We start from the raw sequence: 19,403 nt of genomic DNA, 5'->3' as shown, positions 1-19,403 counted from the left end.
AACCGCCGTATGCCGAACGGCACGTACGGTGGTGTGAGGGGTCAGGTAATCAAATAATGATTACCTTCCTACTCTATAAGTTTTGAACGCAATATTAAGCGGTGTATTCTTTTTTCTTCGGGAACATTAATGATGCAATAACGCTGATTGCAAGAATGGATATAATAATTATCAAGGAATGTGCTGTGGTAAATCCCCACTCTTTCAAATAACTATGTAAAAGCATTTTTGCTCCGATAAATACCAATAAAAATGCTAAACCAACTTTCAAATAATGGAATTTGTCAATGATATTTACCAATAAAAAGAACATCGAACGAAGTCCTAATACCGCAAAAATATTCGAGAAGAATACTATGTAAGGGTCTTTTGTGACTGAAAAAATCGCAGGAATAGAATCTACTGCAAATATTAAATCAGTGAACTCAATTACTAACAATACTAAAAATAATGGAGTAACATATTTCACGCCATTCTCCACGACGAAGAATTTTCCACTGTCTAATTTGTGAGTTACCTTAAAGTATTTAGAAGCAAACTTTACTACAGCATGGTTTTGAGGATCAACCTCTTCTTCCTGATTACGATTTCTATACATCATAATACCTGTATATACTAAGAACGCTCCAAATACATATAAGATCCAACCGAATTTCGCTATAAGTGCAGCGCCAATAAAAATGAATATACAACGCATCAGAATTGCTCCAATGATTCCCCATACTAATACTTTATGGTAATATTTTTCTGGAATACCGAAAGAGGTAAATAATAATACCATTACAAAGATATTATCTACAGATAAAGCATATTCTACGACATATCCTGTTAGATATTCTAGTGTGAGTGTTTTATTATATGCTTGAAGACTTGCTGCTAAATCATTTTCGTTAATTTTTACATCGTGAAGATGCATAGCGATAACTTCTTTTAAGCGCGCAAAATCATGTACATTATGAAGCTCGTTACCCCAATAATAGAGTATTGCGCCAAAACCTAAAGCGAAAGATACCCAAATAATGGACATAATGGCTGCGGCTTTTAGAGTAATAGGCTTGTCGCTTTTGCTAAATAATCCAAGATCAATAGCCAGCATGAGGATTATAAAGATGATAAATCCTCCAAAAAACATTAATTCGTGACTCATTTTATTTATTACGTTCTGTTGTAAATTTTACTAATTCTTGTAATCCTATTTTATATTCATTGTCGGCAAATTCAGCAAGTATATCAAAAGCTTCTTGTTGATATTGCAGCATTTTATTTGTAGCATATTCAAGTCCTCCACTACTTCTTACAAATTGAATAACTTCTGCCACTTTCTCCGGATTATCATTGTGGTTTTTGACCAGTTTTATGATGTTTCTTTTTTGCGCAGTTGTAGTCTCGTTCAAAGCATAGATCAAGGGCAGCGTCATTTTCTTTTCTTTGATATCATTTCCAACAGGTTTTCCTATATCATCTAGCCCAAAATCGAATAAATCATCTTTGATTTGAAATGCTAAACCTACTTTTTCGCCGAATAATCTCATCTTTTCTACAACTTCATCGCTCGCACCTACTGATGAAGCGCCTGAAGCACAGCATGAAGCAATTAGTGAAGCTGTTTTTTTACGAATGATTTCATAATATATTTCTTCTTTAATATCTAATTTTCTTGCTTTTTCAATCTGTAACAATTCTCCTTCGCTCATTTGCTCAACGGCGTGTGATACAATTTTCAACAAATGGAGTTCACTATTGTTCACCGATAGAAGTAATCCCTTTGCCAATAGAAAATCACCAACTAATACGGCAACTTTGTTTTTCCAAAGTGCATTCACAGAGAAGAGACCTCTACGCTCGTTGGCATTGTCTACGACATCGTCATGGACCAAAGATGCGGTATGTAATAATTCAACTAGAGAAGCGCCACGGTACGTAGATTCGTTGATTGTGCCGCATAAACCAGCCGCAAAAAAAACAAACATAGGGCGCATTTGCTTGCCCTTTTGTTTGTATAAATATTGTGTGATAATATCCAATAGTGGCACAGAACTTTGCATGGATTGCTTAAACTTTTTTTCAAAAGCAGCGATTTCTGTGGCTATGGGTTTTTGTATTTCTTTTAAACTTCGCATGAAAATGGTACGTACCAATAAGCTTCAATAATAGTTAACTAATATAGTAAAATTACACTAGATGGATTCTGCTGATTTTTCTAATTCAGTGTACCATTCCGCACCGTACTCACGTATAAGTGGATCTTTAAGAAATTTATAAACTGGAACTTTGAGCTCTTTCCCAAAAGAACATGCGTCGTGACAGATATGCCAACGATCGTAATGTAATACATCAAATTCGGGATAATGCGTCGTACGAATAGGGTAGAGGTGGCAAGAAATAGGTTTTTTCCAATTCACTTCTCCTAATTCATAGGCTTTTTCGATAGCACATTTAGTAATGCCATTTTCCCAAGTCACATAAGCACATTCTTTATTGCCATCCACGCATGTGGTGGTCAAATCGCCATCTGCATCAATGACACTAGTGCCATATTCTTCGATAGCCGCTATGCCTTTTTCAGTCATCAAGTGCTTCACTTTGGGGTAAATTTCCTCCAAAATTGCTTTTTCAGACTGACGCAATGGGGCTCCAGAATCACCTTCTATACAGCAAATGCCTTTGCATTTGGAAAGATTGCAAACAAAATCATTATTAATAATATCTTCATGCACTAACACATTTCCAACCTCAATCATTTCTTTTATTTTGAATAACTTACTTTTTTACCTAATTCGTATTTCAATCCTTCCGCTTTTGTCAAGTCCATGGTGATTGAACCAATAATGATTTCAACTTGTGCTTTTACGGGTATGCGATTACCATCATTAGTGACCCAAAGATATAACTTACTATTATCTTTAAAAATACGTCCGGGTTTTATTTCTGGATTCAACTTTATACAATCAATAGTGCCTAGTGCTGTTTTGATTTTTTCTGTTCCGACATAAGTAACCTTTAATTCTGCTACTTCATCATTTAGAAAGTAAGGAATTTTAAAAGAATTACCACTTTTCAATGTCGATAGGTCCAAATTTCTTGCAAAATAATACGCAGATACTAGATCAAATAATTGCGATGAAGGACTTTTAAATGTGCCCTTGGCACCTTTTACAGTGTGATTGCGGTGATCAAAGGTGGCATATTCTTTTCGTGTATAACTATTTTCCTTGATATCTTCAGTATACAAATAAGGCTGGAAGGTATTTCCATCAATATATGAATCGTATTTATTTTTGACAGTAAATAATAACGAAAACGCCGAAGACGTTTGTCCATATGCGCTTAAATGAAATGTGTTCTTATTGCTAAATTGTAATTTTGATTTATTTACAGAAAGAACTCCATTTGCTGCAGAAAGCATTCCATATCTTAGCTTGTATGATAATTTCTCGCCTTCTTTGAATGTTGGTTCTTTCAAATACGGTAATGTTTGGCTAAAGCCAAATTTAAATCCGATGAATACAAGTAATAATGCTACGTAAAATTTTTTCATATAATTAGGACAATCTACAAGGCTAATAGTTTAACTTTTGCGTTTGAAGACGGGGACAGTAGAGCACGGCTCACCATACATAATACTTTTTGCGACTTGAGAAATTTTTGATGTAAAAGTAACGAATGCACTTTCTGGAATGAAAATTTCACCACATCCTTTTACTACGATACGCTCGTCTCGATAGCTTTCGTACGGAATTGCATTGATTGCCGCATTATATTGGTCGCGGATAATATCTTCTTTGCTTCCAAAAGTTAATGAGGCTGCATAAGGAGTTAACTTATTTGCAAGGATCATATATGCCCAGGTCGGCACAATAGCGTCCGTAGAACAAGTAATACCTACATGCTTATCTTTGTATTGAGACCAATCATGTTCTTTTACGAAGTCACGAAAATCTTTCTCTCGTAATATAAGTCCATGAAGTAAATTGTCTTTTATGTCATATACAATAATGTCCTCTGGATTCGGCGAATATTTTGCTAAATCAATGGTGATTAATCCACTTTGAGCAACTTTATTAACAATATTTTCTTGAATATCCATATCCGTTAAAAATAAAAAGCCGAACACGTATTGCGTTCGGCTATAAAAATAATTATAATATCTTAATAAAATCTAATTCGATTGTCATCAATATCAGCATTGTCCATCAGCGCTTTGAAGATTGCTCCCCATGAACGTTGTTGTTTTGTTGCTAATTGTTGTTTTTGTTGTGCTTTACGCTCAGTTTCTACCATTTCTTTTGGATTAACAAAACTAGAAACCTGAACTGCATAAATACCTTGTGTGCCTTCAATGCTTTTCGATGGCTTATTTGGTTGCAAGCCAAATACAGTTCCTATTACAGCACTTTCAAAAGATACGCCTGGAATAACAGGATTAGCAAGAACGATATTCTCAACGTTTATAGCTGATTTACCTAATTTTTGAGCAATTTGATCGATTGATGAAGAACCATTTAATGCATTGTTCATTTTCTCTTTCAACATGCGTGCTTTCACCAAATTTGTAACAGCAAGTTGAATTTCTGGTTTGATGGCATCTAATGGCTGAACTCCTTTAGGACTTATAGAAAGGTTTTTAGTAATGATAAAGTTATCGTTTGTCTCGAAAATCTTATCTGTTACATCACCTGCTTTAGCTTCATATACCCATCTTACCAATTCTCTTGGCACTTCGACACCATTTAAAGTATTGTCCATTGCGCGAAGACGGATAGCCTTTTCAGCAGTTAGGTTATGTTTTTTAGCAACTTCAGCAAAGTTTTTACTATTTACTTCTGATAGGATGTTATTTGCTTTAGTATATGCTGCATCTGTAGTTTCTTTACCAGCAACAATAGCTTTGTCTACTACAGCAACTTTAACAATTTTAGAATTTCCTATGTGTTTTTCGATTTTCAGGATATGTACGCCAAATTGGGATTCTACAATCACTACATCACCCGGTTTATTATTGAAAGCCGCTTCTTCAAAAGGACCTACCATTTGACCTCTAGTGAATGTACCTAAGTCTCCACCATTGTTTTTGCTACCTTGGTCTTGGCTAAACTCAATTGCTAAAGTTTCAAATTTTTCGCCTTTAGCCAACAAGCCTTTGATTGAATCTGCTTTTGCTTTAGCTTTGTCTACACCACCTTCTGCAGCTGTATTTAAAAGGATATGACTTGCTTTTACGGAGTCAGCACTAAATTTTGAATCAATTACTTTTGCAATCTCGTAATGTCCATTGGATACATATGGTCCTACTGTAGTTCCGTTAGCAACGTTAAATACAACTGAGTCTAAAGCAGGGCTTAATTGTCCCTTTTTGAAGAAATTAACAGGAACTTTATTATCAGAATTTATCGTTACAAACGACGAATCATTTGTAGATGCACTTAGCTCTTGTTTCAATGTTTGAATAGTAGCAAGTGTTGCCGCCGAATCTTGTTTTGTTGGTCTAGCATCAATTAAGATATATTCAACCGTACGAGTTTCTTCTTCGTTTTTGAATAAGTTCTTATTCTTATCATAATACTCTTTGTAATCTGCATCCGTCAATTTGATATCAGCATCATTTATTGAAGAGTAGTCCAAAAGCACATATTTGAAATTAGCTAATTTGTTTTTAGCAGTGTATTCATCTTGCGCTTCCAAAGCAGTTACATATACTGAAGAACTAACTAAATTAGAGTACTTCTCAGATAATCTTTGTGAACGGATTTGTTCCAACATACTTTCCCACTGTTGAGCAATCTGAGGGTTTGTTTTAGCTTCTGTAATTACCTGTGCTAAATATGCTCTGTCAAACTGACCTGTTTGTGGATTAGTGAATGTTTGAATGATTTGTTGCGCTGGGTTTGGACCAGAGATCAGATCATTTAATTCTTTTTTACCTAAGGTAATTCCAACTTTTTCGATTTCAGAATTTAATAATTCTTGCGAAACCATTTGATTCCAAACCTGCTGAACAGCAAAATTTCTAATTTGTGGAGTCTCTGCACCTCCCATTTGTTGTTGATATTGATTAGATGTTTGGTCTACCAATGCATTGAAATGTTGATAATCAATTCCATTGCCATTGATATTACCTACTTCATTTTGTTTTTGCATCCAAAATGGAGTTCCTGATTGAATAATATCACCTAATAAGAATGCAACAATTGCTAAACCGATCACGAAGATTACTAATCCCGCTCGGTTACGCAAATTACCCATTAATCCCATATTCCGTAATTTGTATTTATGTGTTCTTTAGTTATTTAATTGACTTTGTTTTTTAACAAGGCGCAAGATACAATTTTTATAAAAAAAAAGCATATAAAATATATGCTAAATCAAAACATCTCTTGTAGTTTTTTGTTATAGTAGATTTTACTGACCAAATGAAGGCATTTGACTACTATTTGATGGTATGAAAAATCCCGTCATGTTTTCTCCTTCTATATTTTTGAATTCTGTATCTGACCGAAATGACATTGCTTGAAGGCTGCCTCTTGCATCTTTAAAATCCATTGTAATAGGAACAGAATTATAATAGATCTTTTGGTTTTCATCGTAAAAAATTTCTTCAGATTTTATTATAGAGCCATCAGCCATATTAATTACCACATTCTTTTTAAACTCTGTAATCCCTTCTACACTTCTTTGAATTCCATAATCCGATTTAATACGTTGGGTTTCTTTGCCGAGAGCATCGTAAAAAATAATTTGCAGTCCTTTTTCAAATTCGTAATTATTGTTTTTACCCTGTGTCGTGTCATGGTAAATTTTCATTTCTGGACCAGTAAGCTGCGCTTTGACCACAGCCGAATCGCTGTAAATAATTTTTACATCTTTGTACAAATCCACAGCTTCCTCCTTTTTGATGTTTTCTATCGCATTGATATCTTTCATCTCATTTTCGCAGGCAGTAAATGACAAAATCCCTATTATGCAAAGAACAAATAGGGAAATCGTGTTTTTCTTGAAGATTTGACTAATCATAACTTCTTCTACGGAACCAAAGGTCATTGATATTAAATCCTATATTAATATTTATATAACGTTCACGTACTAGATTATTTTGTAGCGTTCCTTGTTGACCTATTTCTGCTGAAATATTAATTCGAGATGAGGTGCTTCCGAAGTTAGTTTCAGGAAGAGGAAGTCCAAATCCTAAAGTTACGGCCATATCATCTATACGTGTATTATTCGCTGTAATATGTCCTTGATTATAACGCACACCTAAACGGTAATCTACAATGTTCCAATATTTATTTGAACCAGCATCAGGTTTCCACTGTCCACCTAAAGCTACACCGTAATTTTTACCCAAAGATGCTTCACCGGCACGGGTTTGGTATTCAGTCCAATCTGCATATTTCAAATCCGCACCAATCATCCAATCGTAACCTTGTGAAATGGTTATCCCGACGTTATGTTTCATAGGAAGATTAATGTTACGTGTACGTTCGCCAATTTGTGGTAACGAATCCAACGCAACATTTTCGAAGTCTGGATCTGCTGATGGCTGAGTACGCGTTATTAATTGTGAAGTTTTTTCTTTTACTGTATTATTTAATGATCCAGAATACCCTAAGGTAATATTGTGTTTTCTACTTACAGGAAATGAATATTGAGCCCCATAATCCACTATAAGGCCACGAACTAAACGTGTAACTTGGCTTCTAGCGTTCAATGAGTTGAAATCAGTAGGAAAACTAACTGTTAGATTATCTTTCAGTTCTCCGAATAAGAAACCTGCATTACCTCCAACACTGAATCCCTTAAAAGGTGAAAATCCATAACCGATAAAAGCTTTGTTCAGACCACCTTCTCCTTGTTTGGACTGCTTTGTTGTAATGGTGCCCATTGTACGCATCTCAGTAATGTTGTAACCGATATCCGAATAAGGCATTAATCCAAAAGCAATACCATGATTACGTGCTACAGCAAAACCAAAACCGAAATGTGAAAAAGCAAAATCAGCAGTGTTGTCCTGCGCTGATCCTTTATTTAGTTGTGTAATATTTCCATAAAGCCCCGCTTCCAAGATTGTTCTGTTTAATCCAGAATAACTCGCAGGGTTAGCAATATTCAGAATAGGCAGACCGGCTTGATATCTAATGGCTGTAGATATGCCTCCCATTGACCTTGTTTGTGGCAATAAATCTTCGCGCATTTGACCGATTCCAAATTTGGAATAAGGTGAATGGGAAGTAGTTTCTTGAGCGAAAGACTGTGATCCCGTAAACAACAATGCTGTTCCGAGAATAACTTTTATCGCTTTTTTTGCACTCAATATGTTCGACTGTCTATACATATATTTATTAAAATCCGATAATGGATTACTATCTAATACTCTTAGGTCAATAATAATACTAACTTTATTTCGATACAAAACTATTTAATTTTAAATGAATACCTTAGTCAATTTTGTTAAAAAAGGTTAATCGTTTATATATTAATTCATTACATGAATTGAAAATAGATTATAGTAGCGATAATGATGATGTAAATGCTTTCGTACAGCCATTTTATCTTAGCATACGCAAAATAATACGCCAAATATATAGCTAATGGCGGTACGCACAATAAAAAATGATTAATCGTAATTTGGTTACTTAGATAAAAAGATCCCACAATCAACAACAACATGTAAAATAATAATTGGAGTGACTTTCTCAGATGCACAATACTTCTGAAATATTGATCTTTTAGTACAAATAAAAATAATAAAATAGCTATTCCGATAGGAATAACCACCAAATAATCATGATAATCAACCTTCAATCCGGTCGGAAGAGGGTTCGCAAATGGTTTGAATATTTCCAAAAACTCATTAAAACGATCTATCCAGTAATACAGCACACCCAATAAGAAGTAAACTACCCCGAATCCCAGAATAGGAGTGACCCATTCTCGCCAAATAAATGGACGAAAGATTATAAGTGCTATCCACAACAAAAGTAGCATCACGATGAATGGAAAGTAAATCAAACTTCCCAAAGCTACTATCATTCCCAAATCAAACATTAGCGTTTTGACATCTGCTTGTTTGTAGATATTGAATAATTTTCCCATCATCCAGATGGTAATGAAATTACAGATCAATGTAGGCGATAGCACCAAAAAAGGTAAAAAAACACTGACCAATGTCATGAAAATTAAGGCGGTCAGAAAGGTTGGTTTACCTAAAAAATTAAAGTGGTTAATGATTCTATTTAGAAAAAAAGCTTGTAGGAGTGTCAATACTAATGTCAATAGTACATTAGATTGAGGATGAAGGTTTTTACCCAGTTCAATATTTAATAAATTATGAACTGCGGGCTCTAAAAACAGTGGCTTTAGTTCTGTTGGTAGGTGTAGAAATGCGCCCAAACACAATAAAGTTCCCACTGCACATACCCAAAATATGTTTATAGGTGTGAATTTTCTGTGTTGGTTGATTATCATAGTTTATACATAGAAAAATTGAAAGACTATTTGTCTTCCAATTTTTTTACTTTTCTATCGATGGTAAATAAAAATACATACATTCCAATCACAATGGTTAGAATTACGCCAACAACCACCCAAATCTTTCCCGAACTTCTCAATCCTGTTGCCATTTCTACATCACTTTGCGCAAATGTAGTACAGATTGTGAATAGCATAAATGCCAATACAAGGCTAATTTTTTTCATTACAATATCTATTGAATTTTATTTGCTTTATTTTCTAATAAACGAAGTCTGTAGCGAATCGAGCATACCCATACGCCTGTCAAAATCCAACCTACTACAGCTGTATAGAATACTGGACGCATGTAGTTGTCCATATCCAATTCACCAAAAGTTGAGTTTCCTCCACTACCTGGATGTAGTGAATCTGTTAATTTTGGTAGGATATACAATAACACGACCATTATTGGGAAGGCAAAAATATTGTAGACAGCTGATATTTTTGCTCTTTTTTGATCTTCTTCTAATGCATTACGCAATACTAGGTAGGCCAAATACATTAATGTGGCGATTGCAGAACCGTTCAACTTGGGGTCATTAGGCCATGGTTCTCCCCATGTTATATTCGCCCAAAGCATTCCAGTCAATAAACCAAATCCGCAGAACACGATGCCAACATTGACAGCTTCAACAGCCATTATATCATGTTTCATATCCCCACTGTTGAGGTATTTGATACTATAAATGACTGAAATAAGATATAAAATCACCATTGAAAACCACATTGGAACGTGAAAATACACGTTTCGGATGGTTTCATTAAGAATATGTAGCTCAGGAACCGGTCCAATCAATCCTGCTACAACCGACGCACTTACCATGAATGCAGCAAGGATTTTCCACCAATTTTTTCTCATTATTTTGCTAAAAATTTAATCCCTCCAAAGGTAAGGAAATAACAATAAAGATATAGTAATTGTTATGACATTAATTGCGAGGAGAACAGCGATTTCACCGAAACTAATTCCTCTATCCAGTCCTTGTAGTGCATTATTAGAAAGCTTAATGAGTACAATCAATAGAGGGATAATTACAGGGAAAGCTAATATTGCCATAATTGTACTGTTGTTTCCAGTTTTGGAACTGATGCCTGAAACCATCGTGAATACGGTTGCAAAACTGATACTTCCCAAAAGTACAGCTACAAAATACAGCAAACCATCACCCACAGGATTTTTGAAGATAACAGAATACGTGAAATAGGCAATCAACGACAGAAAGACCATCAAAATGGTATTATAAATAATCTTGGAAAGAATTATTGCTTTTGGCCCTGTGATGGAATAATAATACAATTGTCGGTATTGGCTTTCTTGAACGAAAGATCGACTAATCGCATTGATGGAGGCAAAGAGTAGAATAATCCAAAAAAGAGCATTCCACATTAACGTATCATCTACAGTTTTGAATGCTTGATAGCAGACAAAAACTGTAGATACTACATATAGAAATATGCTATTGATAGCATGTTTTGATCGCCATTCTAAGATAAGATCTTTATGGACTAAAGTTTTGACTTCTTTCAAAAGACTCATGTGTTGCAAAGATACACATAATTTGAAATTCGTCTATTACATGTAATGCCTGATTACGCGTTTGAAATATCAGATTTAGCTTTATCAGCAATATCTTCTGCTTTGCTAGCTACACCATGTGCTGCGTCGGATGCTTTATTAGCCCAAGTAGAAGCTTTGTCCGATACTCTGTCTAACACACTTTTACTCGCATCTTTAGCTTTTGCAGTTAAATTTTCTAACTCTTCTTTAGCGCTAGCCGCTAATTTAGATGCTTTTTTAGATTCTTTCTTAGATAACTCTTTGATAGATTTAGTCAAATCTTTTATACCACAATTTGCTTTATCTAAAGTTTTCTTGCCATCTTCTGTAGCTAATAAATAATAAGCAGCAGTACCCACCGCAAGTCCTAATAATGCAAATGCTACTAATCCGTTTTTATTTTTCATAATATTGAAATTTTGATTGTATATAAATATAACTACTTATTTAGTGTTTTAATAGAACAACCATCATTCCAAAAAGTTTTGACAAAATAGTATTAACAAAATTTAACTTTCAACAGTTCTTTGTGTGGATTGCAATGTATATAAATGGTGATATAGTCCTGATCCTGTCGCGATTAATTCGTCATGATTTCCAAATTCAGCCACGACACCATTTTCTACCACAACGATTTTATCGGCATTTTTAATAGTCGAAAGTCGGTGTGCAATGATGATAGAAGTTCTATTTTTCATTAGTTCTTCTAATGCTTCTTGAACCAGGCGTTCGGATTCGGAATCTAAGGCTGAAGTAGCCTCATCTAAAATCAAGATAGAAGGATCCTTTAGCAATGCTCTGGCAATTGCAATGCGTTGGCGTTGGCCACCCGAAAGTTTGACACCGCGTTCACCAACAACTGTATCATAACCTTCAGGGAATCCCATAATAAAATCATGTGCGTTGGCACGTTTTGCAGCCTCGATAATACTGTTTGGATTAGCATCTAGACGGCCATAATTAATATTTTCACGTATAGTACCTCCAAATAAAAGAACATCTTGCGGTACAATCGCGACTTGATTACGAATATCTGTAAGCGAATAATGAGATGAATCGATATCGTCGTATAAAATTTGACCTTTAGAAGGGTTGTAGAATTGTAAGATTAAGGAAGCAATAGTGGATTTTCCAGCACCACTTGGGCCGACAATAGCAATTTTTTCGCCTGCATTCGCCGTAAAAGAAATATCTTTTAATATATCAATATCTGGTCTTGAAGGGTAAGCAAATTGAATATTGGAGAAGGTCAATTTTCCAGCAATAGGATTGCTAATTTCTTTATTGTGTTCACTAACAGTGATATTTTCTGTTTGTTCATTCAATATTTCAATTACTCGCTCACTCGCACCCAATGCTTTTTGGATTCCGGCATACAATTCAGGGAAGCTACCCATAGAACCAGCTACAAACATTGAATACAGAATATAGGTTGTTAAATCTCCAACCGTAATTTCTCCTGTAGCAACTAGCGTCGCGCCATACCAAATAACAGCTATGATAGCACCAAAGATGCAGAAAATAATAAATGAAGCGAATAAACCTCTGAAAGTAGCGCCTTTGATGGCTAATTTTACAACACTGTCTAATTTTTTGCCGTAGCGTTGAGATTCGTAATATTCATTTACAAATGCTTTGACATTAGAAATGCCCAATAAAGTTTCTTGCACAATGCTATTGGAATCCGCTAATTGATCTTGCGTCTGACGCGAAAGATTACGAATAAATCTACCGAAGAAAATAGCAGTAACCACCAAAATTGGCAAAATACTTAAATTCATTAAAGCTAATTTTGGTGAAACCCACACGAGCAATAATACACCAATACAAAGACTCAATGCTTGTCTGATAATCTCGGCTAATGTTGTCGTCAGTGTATCTTGAATTTGCGATAAATCAGCTGAAAGTCTACTATTTAATTCGCCTACTCTGCGATTTGCGAAGAAATCAACAGGTAATGTTATAAGTTTACGGTAGGAGTCGCGACGAATATTGGCTAATGCTTTTTCAGCTATTTCGACAAATAGTCTAATACGGAAAAATGATGTTACCGACTGAAAGAATAAAATTGCAATTGATATTGATCCGATGTAGAGTATACTTGGCTCAAGCCATGGATAAGTTTGCTTGCCTTGAGCGGCATCGATCATAGCGCCCAAAAGAGCTGGGAATGTCAACATCGTCAGGCTAGATAATACCAAAAAGACCATGCCGATTATAAACTTGAATTTATAGGGCTTGAGATACGTAAATATTTCTAAAGCTTTTTTTACAAGTTCTTTGTTAATCTTTGGTTTTGGTAATTCTTCAGCTTGGGTATTGCCACTATTCAGTCTTTGTCTAGCCATTATCGTAAACTCAATGCTTGTTTAATGGCGACAAATGTACATATATTCCCCTATGTAGCTATCAGACTTTCGTCACATTTTTAGATTTCAATAGCTTATATTGATAGATTAGTGCTGCTATCAACGCCACAATTAATATACTAAAAAGATAGATGTAGGTACTGCTGCTGTGGTCTTCCTCTTCTAGTTTTTTAATAGTTTCGCGAAGTTTATCATTTTCATTTTGCAGCTTAGAAATGGTTTTCATGTAAGCTGTTACTTGTTGATCGTATTCCGTAGCTAATTGCTCAAAACGTTCTTTTTCACTGTCTTTTAAATCCAAAAGTTTACGTGTCTCCACAAAAATATTATTGTCTGTGATGACGATTTGCTTAAGGATGTCTATGGATTTTTGCATATCATTCTTAGATTTAAAAAGACCGAAAATTCCAGTTTTCTGTTGCAATGAAACATCATATTCACCGAATTTTTGATTTCGTGCATTCAAAAGATTGTTTACGCGTTTGCGCTGATCTTCGAATGTACTTGATGTATCCAAAGGTGTTTGGGAAAAACTATATATAGGGTATGTGAAGCTGAGAAGTAATAATAGTGCAATAAGCCAATTTTTCATGTATACTGATGTTTTTGTTGATTAAGACGATGATTTGACGAATAAGTTTAATTTTACTTGAAATTGTAGCGTGAAAAGTATTACAACCGTTTTACTAGCACTAAACAACCAAATTATGAATTTAATAAAATCTTTTTTGTTTCTGGGTGTCGTATTTTGCATGTTGTCGGGTTGCGACAAGGTAGAAAGCAATACTTATTTCAAAACTACACTTCCAGTTTTTGAAAAAATGTCGAACGTGCGGAAGTTAATGACTTCGGTAGTGGCCCCTCAACCATTAGAGCAAACGGGTAAGATTTACATTTTTAAAGACTTCTTATTTATAAATGAGCCGATGAAGGGTATTCATATTTTTAACAATGCAAATCCTGCTAATCCAACTGCATTATCTTTTTTGAGTATTCCTGGTAATGTAGACATGGCTGTGAAGGACAATGTTCTTTATGCGGATAGTTATGTTGATTTGTTAACTTTTGATTTGTCAAATCCTGCAAACCCTACTTTATTACATCGAATAGAAGAAACGTTTAAAAACGTATATCAGTACAATTATGAAACAAAATCTTTGCAGGATGTCGTAGTTGGTTATGTAGACACCGTTATTAATAGAGAAGATTTTCGAAAATATAATCCATATGTATCTTACTATGCGGAAACTTCAAATCATTTGAATTATAGTGGTGGAGGAAGTTATGGTCAAGGTGGGTCGATGGCAAGATTTACTTTAGCTAATGAACATTTATATGCTGTCGATCAGTCGTCCTTAAATTTATTCGATGTCTCAGATAAAACTAAACCTGTGTTTTCTAAAAATATTAAACTGGGTTGGGGTATTGAAACTATATTTCCTTATAAAAATAATTTGTTTATAGGTACAAATTCAGGCATGTATATTTACAATATTGACAATGCTGCTCAACCTAAAAAATTGTCACGATATGAACATGTGCGTGCTTGCGATCCTGTCGTGGTGAATGATGATTATGCTTTTGTAACTTTACGTACAGGTGCTGTTTGTGCAGGCAAGGTAAATGTTTTGGAGGTTGTGGATATTAAAGATTTGACAAAGCCAAAGCTTCTAAAAACGTTCCAAATGCAAAATCCACATGGTCTAGGCTTAGCGGGGGATGTACTTTATATCTGCGAAGGACAGTTTGGATTTAAAAGCTTTAATGCGAAGGATGTAACGAAAGTAGGAGATATGCCCCTTGAGCATCTCGCACAATTGAATAGTACAGATGTGATTCCGGGTCCAAAATCTTTGATTGTCATAGGTGAAAATGGAGTTTGCCAATACGATTATTCAGACAAATCGAAGTTGAAATTGTTGAGCTGTATTTCCGTTAAACCTCTTGTAGATTAATATGAAAGAGATATTAATAACAATCTCATTTTTACTATCAATATCTACTTCATATTGCCAAATTGAGAGGTTTACTCATCTCGAAGGTGGAATATTGACCTATGGTCCCGCAACTATGGAACTAGGGCCTTCTTTTCGCGGACTAAATGCATGGAAGTATACAAATAAATTTTCTGCAGGACTTGGGGTAGGGTATGAAAAATACACATTTAATGAAAATGAAGGTAATCCATTTAAGGCTTTACCCTTATTTACACAAGCAAAATATATTCTATGTCCAGATAAATCTAAATCCTTGTATGGAGCTTTTGATTTAGGATATAGCGTAAATTTAAATAAGTCGGAAGAAAGTACAAATTCCAAAATATCATATAAAGGCGGGTTACTAGCTTCTCCGCAAATAGGTTTATTGTGGTATACAAGTAAAGAGAAAAGATCACATATTACTTTATCTTTCGGGTATAAATATCAACGTTTCACTGAAAATATGTATTTCAACAATATCGGTTGGATGTTTGAGGCAAATGATTTTTCAAGTGTTAAAAATGACGAAATCTTAAGTGGCTATGATAATTATACCGAAAGCACATATAATTTGCATCGGTTATCTGTGATGTTAGGAATTGGATTTTAAATTAAACTATAAATTCCACCATGATGGTTTCATCGGGATGAAGCCCCAACAGTGTACTGGCGTTCCCTTTGTTGATGGCAATTTCCAGATAATTTGAAATTCCAAAAAGACATAATTTTTCACCTTCTGAAACTTCATTGTAATGCCAGCTCATCTTGTTGATGGTTTCATTACGTTTGAAGTGCAAGATGAAATTACGGCCTTTCTGCACTTGATTAAACAGGTCTTTGCTTATGTTACTAATGACATTACCAAATGAGTCGATGTAAGAAACGTGTCCTTTGATGATATTGCCTTCGATGATAGGTAATAATGTTACTTTTTGAAGTGGCGCATCAATCACTGATCCCAACTCCAAGATATCTTTGCCGTCAGCAATATGACAAGCAGCTTTGACTAAGATGTCTGCCAGTGGAAAATGCAAAAAGCGTAAATCTTGCATCATTTCAATTTCTACAAGATGTTCTGCCTTATTTTCGCCCAAAAGAATACTGAATATTCCATTATCAGCACCAACGAAATAATGCCCATTGAATTTCATGGCAATATAGCGACTTCCCTCTTGGAATACGGTATCAATACCGATAAGGTGTACGGTATTTTTAGGGAAATAGTGATAAGCATTCTGCAATACGAATGCTGCATTTTGAATATTGAAAGATGGAATTTCATGCGTGATATCAATTAACTTGACATCAGGAAGCAATGAAATAATGCTTCCTTTAAGTGCCGCTTGATAAAAATCGCGATACCCAAGATCAGTTGTTAACGTAATTACACTCATTCTGTTTGTTAGTGCGCGAGAGACACGCCTCTACTATATATCCTTAATATTTCTAAAAATGACTACAAAGGTATAAAAACTACCTCTGTTAATACTTTAATTGTGCTTAAAATAGTGAATATTTTTTAGAATTGGTGAGAGTCAGAATATTAGTTTGTATTTTTGTAAGTAAGATAAATTACATCGATTATGGGAAAATTGAAGTAATTCTTTACCATAAAGCCATAACACTAAAAATATAATAATTTGAGTGAATTAATAATCAATTTAGAAGGTGTCAATTTAGTGTCGCTGTGGGGAGCTGACAATGAAAATTTTGAATCTATTAAAGAAAGATTTGCAAAATTACGATTGATAGCTCGTGGCACAGAACTAAAAGTTTTGGGCGAAGAAACGGAACAAAAATTATTTGAGTCCGTATTTACTACAATCCTAGATCATGTATCAAAGTATGACAACCTTGAGCTTGTGCAGTTGGAAGAACTTTTGGGTGTAAAACCAAAAGGTGATGCTTCGACAGCCACAGGAAAACAAGATGCTTCTGCAGCGTTGAAATCTGAGCCTATTGTATATGGTCCAAACGGTTTGATCGTGCGCGCGCGTACACCAAATCAGCGCAAAATGGTAGATAGCATATCTAATAATGATATCTTATTTGCTATCGGGCCAGCTGGTACAGGCAAAACATATACGGCTGTTGCTTTAGCTGTTCGTGCATTACGTAACAAAGAAATCAAACGCATTATCTTAACCCGTCCAGCGGTAGAAGCTGGTGAGAATTTGGGATTCCTTCCTGGAGACTTGAAAGAGAAGGTTGATCCTTATTTGAGACCTTTGTACGATGCTTTGGATGATATGATTCCTGCTGAAAAATTAAAGGGCTATTTAGAAAATAGAACTATTGAAGTTGCGCCATTGGCATTTATGCGTGGTCGTACATTGGACAATTGCTTTGTGATACTGGATGAGGCGCAGAATGCTACCGATATGCAGCTGAAAATGTTTTTGACGCGTATGGGGCCTACTGCCAAGTTTATTGTGACAGGTGATTTGACACAAATAGATTTGCCAAAGAAAAACCAATCGGGATTAGCTACGGCGATTAAAATCTTAGATGGTATAAAAGGTATCGATATTGTCTACTTAACAGGAAGCGATGTCGTACGTCACAAATTGGTTAAACGTATTTTAGAAGCTTACGGAGATTTAAATAATAATAATTAATATATAAGGCACCTTGCGGTGCCATTTTTGATAGTATGAGTGCGATAAAAGAAACGAATTTTAAGTTTGACAAACAAACTGCTTTTTACAGAGGTAAAGTTAGAGATGTATATACTATTGACAACGAATACCTGGTAATGGTAGCATCAGATCGTATTTCGGCTTTTGATGTAGTGTTGCCTGAGCCTATACCTTATAAAGGTCAAGTTTTAAATCAAATCGCCGCAAAATTTTTGAAAGCTACAGCGGATATTCTACCAAATTGGGTAATCGCTGTGCCGGATCCTTCTGCTACAGTAGGGCACATGTGCAAGCCGTTCAAAGTGGAGATGGTTATCCGCGGTTATATGTCTGGTCATGCATGGCGTACATATCGTGATGGCGGTCGTCAGTTGTGTGGTGTTACTTTGCCCGAAGGGTTGAAAGAAAATGATAAGCTTCCAGAGCCGATTATTACGCCTACGACAAAAGCAGCAGTGGGGCATGATGAGGATATTTCTAAAGAAGATATTATTGCTAAGGGTATTGTGAGTCAGGAAGATTATGAGCAATTAGAGAAATATGCGCACGCATTATACCAAAGAGGTACGGAAATTGCTAAGGAAAGAGGACTGATACTTGTGGATACGAAATACGAGTTTGGGAAGAAAGATGGACAAATCTATTTGATGGATGAAATTCACACACCAGATTCATCACGTTATTTCTACCTAGAAGGATATGAAGAAAGACAAGCCAATGGAGAGCCTCAAAAGCAGCTTTCAAAAGAATTTGTACGTCAGTGGTTGATTGAAAATGGTTTTCAAGGAAAAGAAGGACAGCAAGTTCCAGAAATGACAGAAGAGATTGTGAAATCTATTTCTGAGCGTTACATTGAGTTGTATGAGCATATCGTAGGTGAGAAATTTCAATATCCTGCTGAAGGTGAAGTGTTAGCACGTGTAGAAAGCAATATCAGCAAAGCTTTAAGGGAATTATAAAAACATAAATATCTTGATTATGAAATACACAATTGACAAGCACGAACGCTATGTAGTCATCGAACCTTTGCGTGAAGTAATAGATGGAACTGCCGCAAATTATTTAAAAGGAGAATTCATGTTACGAAATACTGCTGGGCAACGAAATATTGTGTTAGATCTTAATCAAGTAAAAGAGATCAGTGAAGAAGGCATACGCATGGGCTTATTGGCACACCGCCTTTGTAATGCGGCGGGCGGAGATTTTATAATAATTAATATCAATCCGCAGGTGGAACAAACACTGAAAGTATTACATTTGGATATGCATTTCACAATCTTGAAATCATTGGCAGCTGCTGAGGATTGGATTTTTGGGAATGAGCTACAGCGCGATTTAATAGGAGGATAAA

The 19,403-nt window shown here is 35.2% G+C and carries 21 protein-coding genes; 5 read left to right on the top strand and 16 right to left on the bottom strand.

Going from position 1 to position 19,403, the window contains the following annotated elements:
• Window positions 1-94: 94 nt before the first annotated feature.
• The 15 genes from GOQ16_RS11145 to GOQ16_RS11075 all read right to left on the bottom strand — a co-directional run bounded on the left by GOQ16_RS11145 (window position 95) and on the right by GOQ16_RS11075 (window position 14,026).
• Entirely contained in the window at window positions 95-1,147 is a 1,053-nt protein-coding gene (locus GOQ16_RS11145) for a TerC/Alx family metal homeostasis membrane protein (RefSeq protein WP_160069351.1), read from the bottom strand.
• Between the two features lies 1 nt (window position 1,148).
• Window positions 1,149-2,120: a polyprenyl synthetase family protein gene (locus tag GOQ16_RS11140; RefSeq protein WP_160069350.1), complete on the bottom strand. Its 972-nt coding sequence runs from the start codon at window positions 2,118-2,120 to the stop codon at window positions 1,149-1,151.
• A gap of 57 nt (window positions 2,121-2,177) precedes the next feature.
• Window positions 2,178-2,741 carry a DUF3109 family protein gene (locus GOQ16_RS11135; RefSeq protein WP_149912490.1) on the bottom strand — a complete coding sequence of 188 codons (564 nt, stop codon included), beginning with the start codon at window positions 2,739-2,741 and terminating at the stop codon, window positions 2,178-2,180.
• A 5-nt stretch (window positions 2,742-2,746) separates the two neighbouring features.
• Window positions 2,747-3,538 (bottom strand): DUF3108 domain-containing protein, encoded by a 792-nt coding sequence (locus tag GOQ16_RS11130; protein ID WP_149912489.1) that lies wholly within the window; start codon window positions 3,536-3,538, stop codon window positions 2,747-2,749.
• A gap of 30 nt (window positions 3,539-3,568) precedes the next feature.
• Window positions 3,569-4,087 (bottom strand): DUF2480 family protein, encoded by a 519-nt coding sequence (locus GOQ16_RS11125; RefSeq protein WP_160069349.1) that lies wholly within the window; start codon window positions 4,085-4,087, stop codon window positions 3,569-3,571.
• 62 nt (window positions 4,088-4,149) lie between these two features.
• Window positions 4,150-6,252 carry a peptidylprolyl isomerase gene (locus GOQ16_RS11120; protein ID WP_160069348.1) on the bottom strand — a complete coding sequence of 701 codons (2,103 nt, stop codon included), beginning with the start codon at window positions 6,250-6,252 and terminating at the stop codon, window positions 4,150-4,152.
• A 147-nt stretch (window positions 6,253-6,399) separates the two neighbouring features.
• A complete protein-coding gene (lptC, locus tag GOQ16_RS11115; RefSeq protein ID WP_160069347.1) occupies window positions 6,400-7,011 on the bottom strand; it encodes an LPS export ABC transporter periplasmic protein LptC in 612 nt (203 codons plus the stop codon).
• Window positions 7,004-8,407 carry a BamG family beta-barrel-assembly machinery protein gene (gene bamG, locus GOQ16_RS11110; protein WP_160069346.1) on the bottom strand — a complete coding sequence of 468 codons (1,404 nt, stop codon included), beginning with the start codon at window positions 8,405-8,407 and terminating at the stop codon, window positions 7,004-7,006. Before bamG ends, lptC begins: the two co-directional genes overlap by 8 nt.
• Window positions 8,408-8,478: 71 nt before the next feature.
• On the bottom strand, window positions 8,479-9,462 hold the full coding sequence (locus tag GOQ16_RS11105; RefSeq protein WP_160069345.1) for a DUF6427 family protein: 984 nt from the start codon (window positions 9,460-9,462) through the stop codon (window positions 8,479-8,481).
• 26 nt (window positions 9,463-9,488) lie between these two features.
• Window positions 9,489-9,692, bottom strand: coding sequence for a CcmD family protein (locus GOQ16_RS11100; RefSeq protein WP_149912483.1), 204 nt, complete (start codon window positions 9,690-9,692; stop codon window positions 9,489-9,491).
• Between the two features lie 8 nt (window positions 9,693-9,700).
• A complete protein-coding gene (gene ccsA, locus GOQ16_RS11095) occupies window positions 9,701-10,366 on the bottom strand; it encodes a cytochrome c biogenesis protein (protein WP_160069344.1) in 666 nt (221 codons plus the stop codon).
• Between the two features lie 15 nt (window positions 10,367-10,381).
• Window positions 10,382-11,044, bottom strand: a complete 663-nt coding sequence (locus GOQ16_RS11090) for a heme exporter protein CcmB (RefSeq protein ID WP_160069343.1) — start codon at window positions 11,042-11,044, stop codon at window positions 10,382-10,384.
• Between the two features lie 53 nt (window positions 11,045-11,097).
• Window positions 11,098-11,472, bottom strand: coding sequence for a YtxH domain-containing protein (locus GOQ16_RS11085; RefSeq protein ID WP_160069342.1), 375 nt, complete (start codon window positions 11,470-11,472; stop codon window positions 11,098-11,100).
• A 102-nt stretch (window positions 11,473-11,574) separates the two neighbouring features.
• Complete coding sequence (locus GOQ16_RS11080) at window positions 11,575-13,413, bottom strand: ABC transporter ATP-binding protein (RefSeq protein WP_160069341.1); 1,839 nt, start codon at window positions 13,411-13,413, stop codon at window positions 11,575-11,577.
• 61 nt (window positions 13,414-13,474) lie between these two features.
• Complete coding sequence (locus GOQ16_RS11075) at window positions 13,475-14,026, bottom strand: hypothetical protein (protein ID WP_160069340.1); 552 nt, start codon at window positions 14,024-14,026, stop codon at window positions 13,475-13,477.
• Between the two features lie 115 nt (window positions 14,027-14,141).
• Here GOQ16_RS11075 and GOQ16_RS11070 point away from each other — a divergent pair, with 115 nt between their 5' ends.
• Together GOQ16_RS11070 and GOQ16_RS11065 are read left to right on the top strand one after the other, a co-directional pair.
• Window positions 14,142-15,389 (top strand): LVIVD repeat-containing protein, encoded by a 1,248-nt coding sequence (locus GOQ16_RS11070; protein ID WP_160069339.1) that lies wholly within the window; start codon window positions 14,142-14,144, stop codon window positions 15,387-15,389.
• A gap of 1 nt (window position 15,390) precedes the next feature.
• Entirely contained in the window at window positions 15,391-16,023 is a 633-nt protein-coding gene (locus tag GOQ16_RS11065; RefSeq protein ID WP_160069338.1) for a hypothetical protein, read from the top strand.
• A gap of 1 nt (window position 16,024) precedes the next feature.
• Here GOQ16_RS11065 and GOQ16_RS11060 read toward each other — a convergent pair whose 3' ends face one another.
• Window positions 16,025-16,807 carry an SAM hydrolase/SAM-dependent halogenase family protein gene (locus GOQ16_RS11060; protein WP_160069337.1) on the bottom strand — a complete coding sequence of 261 codons (783 nt, stop codon included), beginning with the start codon at window positions 16,805-16,807 and terminating at the stop codon, window positions 16,025-16,027.
• Between the two features lie 246 nt (window positions 16,808-17,053).
• Between GOQ16_RS11060 and GOQ16_RS11055 the strand changes: the two genes are divergently transcribed.
• From GOQ16_RS11055 to GOQ16_RS11045, 3 genes are read left to right on the top strand one after another with little or no spacing between them, the layout of a single operon-like run.
• On the top strand, window positions 17,054-18,031 hold the full coding sequence (locus tag GOQ16_RS11055; protein WP_160069336.1) for a PhoH family protein: 978 nt from the start codon (window positions 17,054-17,056) through the stop codon (window positions 18,029-18,031).
• Between the two features lie 35 nt (window positions 18,032-18,066).
• Window positions 18,067-19,011, top strand: coding sequence for a phosphoribosylaminoimidazolesuccinocarboxamide synthase (locus tag GOQ16_RS11050; RefSeq protein WP_160069335.1), 945 nt, complete (start codon window positions 18,067-18,069; stop codon window positions 19,009-19,011).
• A gap of 19 nt (window positions 19,012-19,030) precedes the next feature.
• Entirely contained in the window at window positions 19,031-19,402 is a 372-nt protein-coding gene (locus tag GOQ16_RS11045) for an STAS domain-containing protein (RefSeq protein ID WP_160069334.1), read from the top strand.
• The last annotated feature ends 1 nt before the right edge of the window (window position 19,403 follow it).

The organism is Sphingobacterium bovisgrunnientis (assembly GCF_009829085.1).
Lineage (GTDB): Bacteria > Bacteroidota > Bacteroidia > Sphingobacteriales > Sphingobacteriaceae > Sphingobacterium > Sphingobacterium bovisgrunnientis.
This window is presented reverse-complemented; position numbering and strand designations above follow the sequence as displayed.

What these genes read in the sequence shown, in the direction of transcription:
- GOQ16_RS11075 (WP_160069340.1), bottom strand. Translation starts at nt 14,026, where the DNA reads ATGAAAAATTGGCTTATTGCACTATTATTACTTCTCAGCTTCACATAC.
- GOQ16_RS11100 (WP_149912483.1), bottom strand. Translation starts at nt 9,692, where the DNA reads ATGAAAAAAATTAGCCTTGTATTGGCATTTATGCTATTCACAATCTGT.
- GOQ16_RS11145 (WP_160069351.1), bottom strand. Translation starts at nt 1,147, where the DNA reads ATGAGTCACGAATTAATGTTTTTTGGAGGATTTATCATCTTTATAATC.
- GOQ16_RS11105 (WP_160069345.1), bottom strand. Translation starts at nt 9,462, where the DNA reads ATGATAATCAACCAACACAGAAAATTCACACCTATAAACATATTTTGG.
- GOQ16_RS11080 (WP_160069341.1), bottom strand. Translation starts at nt 13,413, where the DNA reads ATGGCTAGACAAAGACTGAATAGTGGCAATACCCAAGCTGAAGAATTA.
- GOQ16_RS11050 (WP_160069335.1), top strand. Translation starts at nt 18,067, where the DNA reads ATGAGTGCGATAAAAGAAACGAATTTTAAGTTTGACAAACAAACTGCT.
- GOQ16_RS11070 (WP_160069339.1), top strand. Translation starts at nt 14,142, where the DNA reads ATGAATTTAATAAAATCTTTTTTGTTTCTGGGTGTCGTATTTTGCATG.
- GOQ16_RS11140 (WP_160069350.1), bottom strand. Translation starts at nt 2,120, where the DNA reads ATGCGAAGTTTAAAAGAAATACAAAAACCCATAGCCACAGAAATCGCT.
- GOQ16_RS11045 (WP_160069334.1), top strand. Translation starts at nt 19,031, where the DNA reads ATGAAATACACAATTGACAAGCACGAACGCTATGTAGTCATCGAACCT.
- GOQ16_RS11090 (WP_160069343.1), bottom strand. Translation starts at nt 11,044, where the DNA reads ATGAGTCTTTTGAAAGAAGTCAAAACTTTAGTCCATAAAGATCTTATC.
- GOQ16_RS11060 (WP_160069337.1), bottom strand. Translation starts at nt 16,807, where the DNA reads ATGAGTGTAATTACGTTAACAACTGATCTTGGGTATCGCGATTTTTAT.
- GOQ16_RS11065 (WP_160069338.1), top strand. Translation starts at nt 15,391, where the DNA reads ATGAAAGAGATATTAATAACAATCTCATTTTTACTATCAATATCTACT.
- lptC (WP_160069347.1), bottom strand. Translation starts at nt 7,011, where the DNA reads ATGATTAGTCAAATCTTCAAGAAAAACACGATTTCCCTATTTGTTCTT.
- GOQ16_RS11125 (WP_160069349.1), bottom strand. Translation starts at nt 4,087, where the DNA reads ATGGATATTCAAGAAAATATTGTTAATAAAGTTGCTCAAAGTGGATTA.
- GOQ16_RS11120 (WP_160069348.1), bottom strand. Translation starts at nt 6,252, where the DNA reads ATGGGATTAATGGGTAATTTGCGTAACCGAGCGGGATTAGTAATCTTC.
- GOQ16_RS11135 (WP_149912490.1), bottom strand. Translation starts at nt 2,741, where the DNA reads ATGATTGAGGTTGGAAATGTGTTAGTGCATGAAGATATTATTAATAAT.
- ccsA (WP_160069344.1), bottom strand. Translation starts at nt 10,366, where the DNA reads ATGAGAAAAAATTGGTGGAAAATCCTTGCTGCATTCATGGTAAGTGCG.
- GOQ16_RS11130 (WP_149912489.1), bottom strand. Translation starts at nt 3,538, where the DNA reads ATGAAAAAATTTTACGTAGCATTATTACTTGTATTCATCGGATTTAAA.
- GOQ16_RS11085 (WP_160069342.1), bottom strand. Translation starts at nt 11,472, where the DNA reads ATGAAAAATAAAAACGGATTAGTAGCATTTGCATTATTAGGACTTGCG.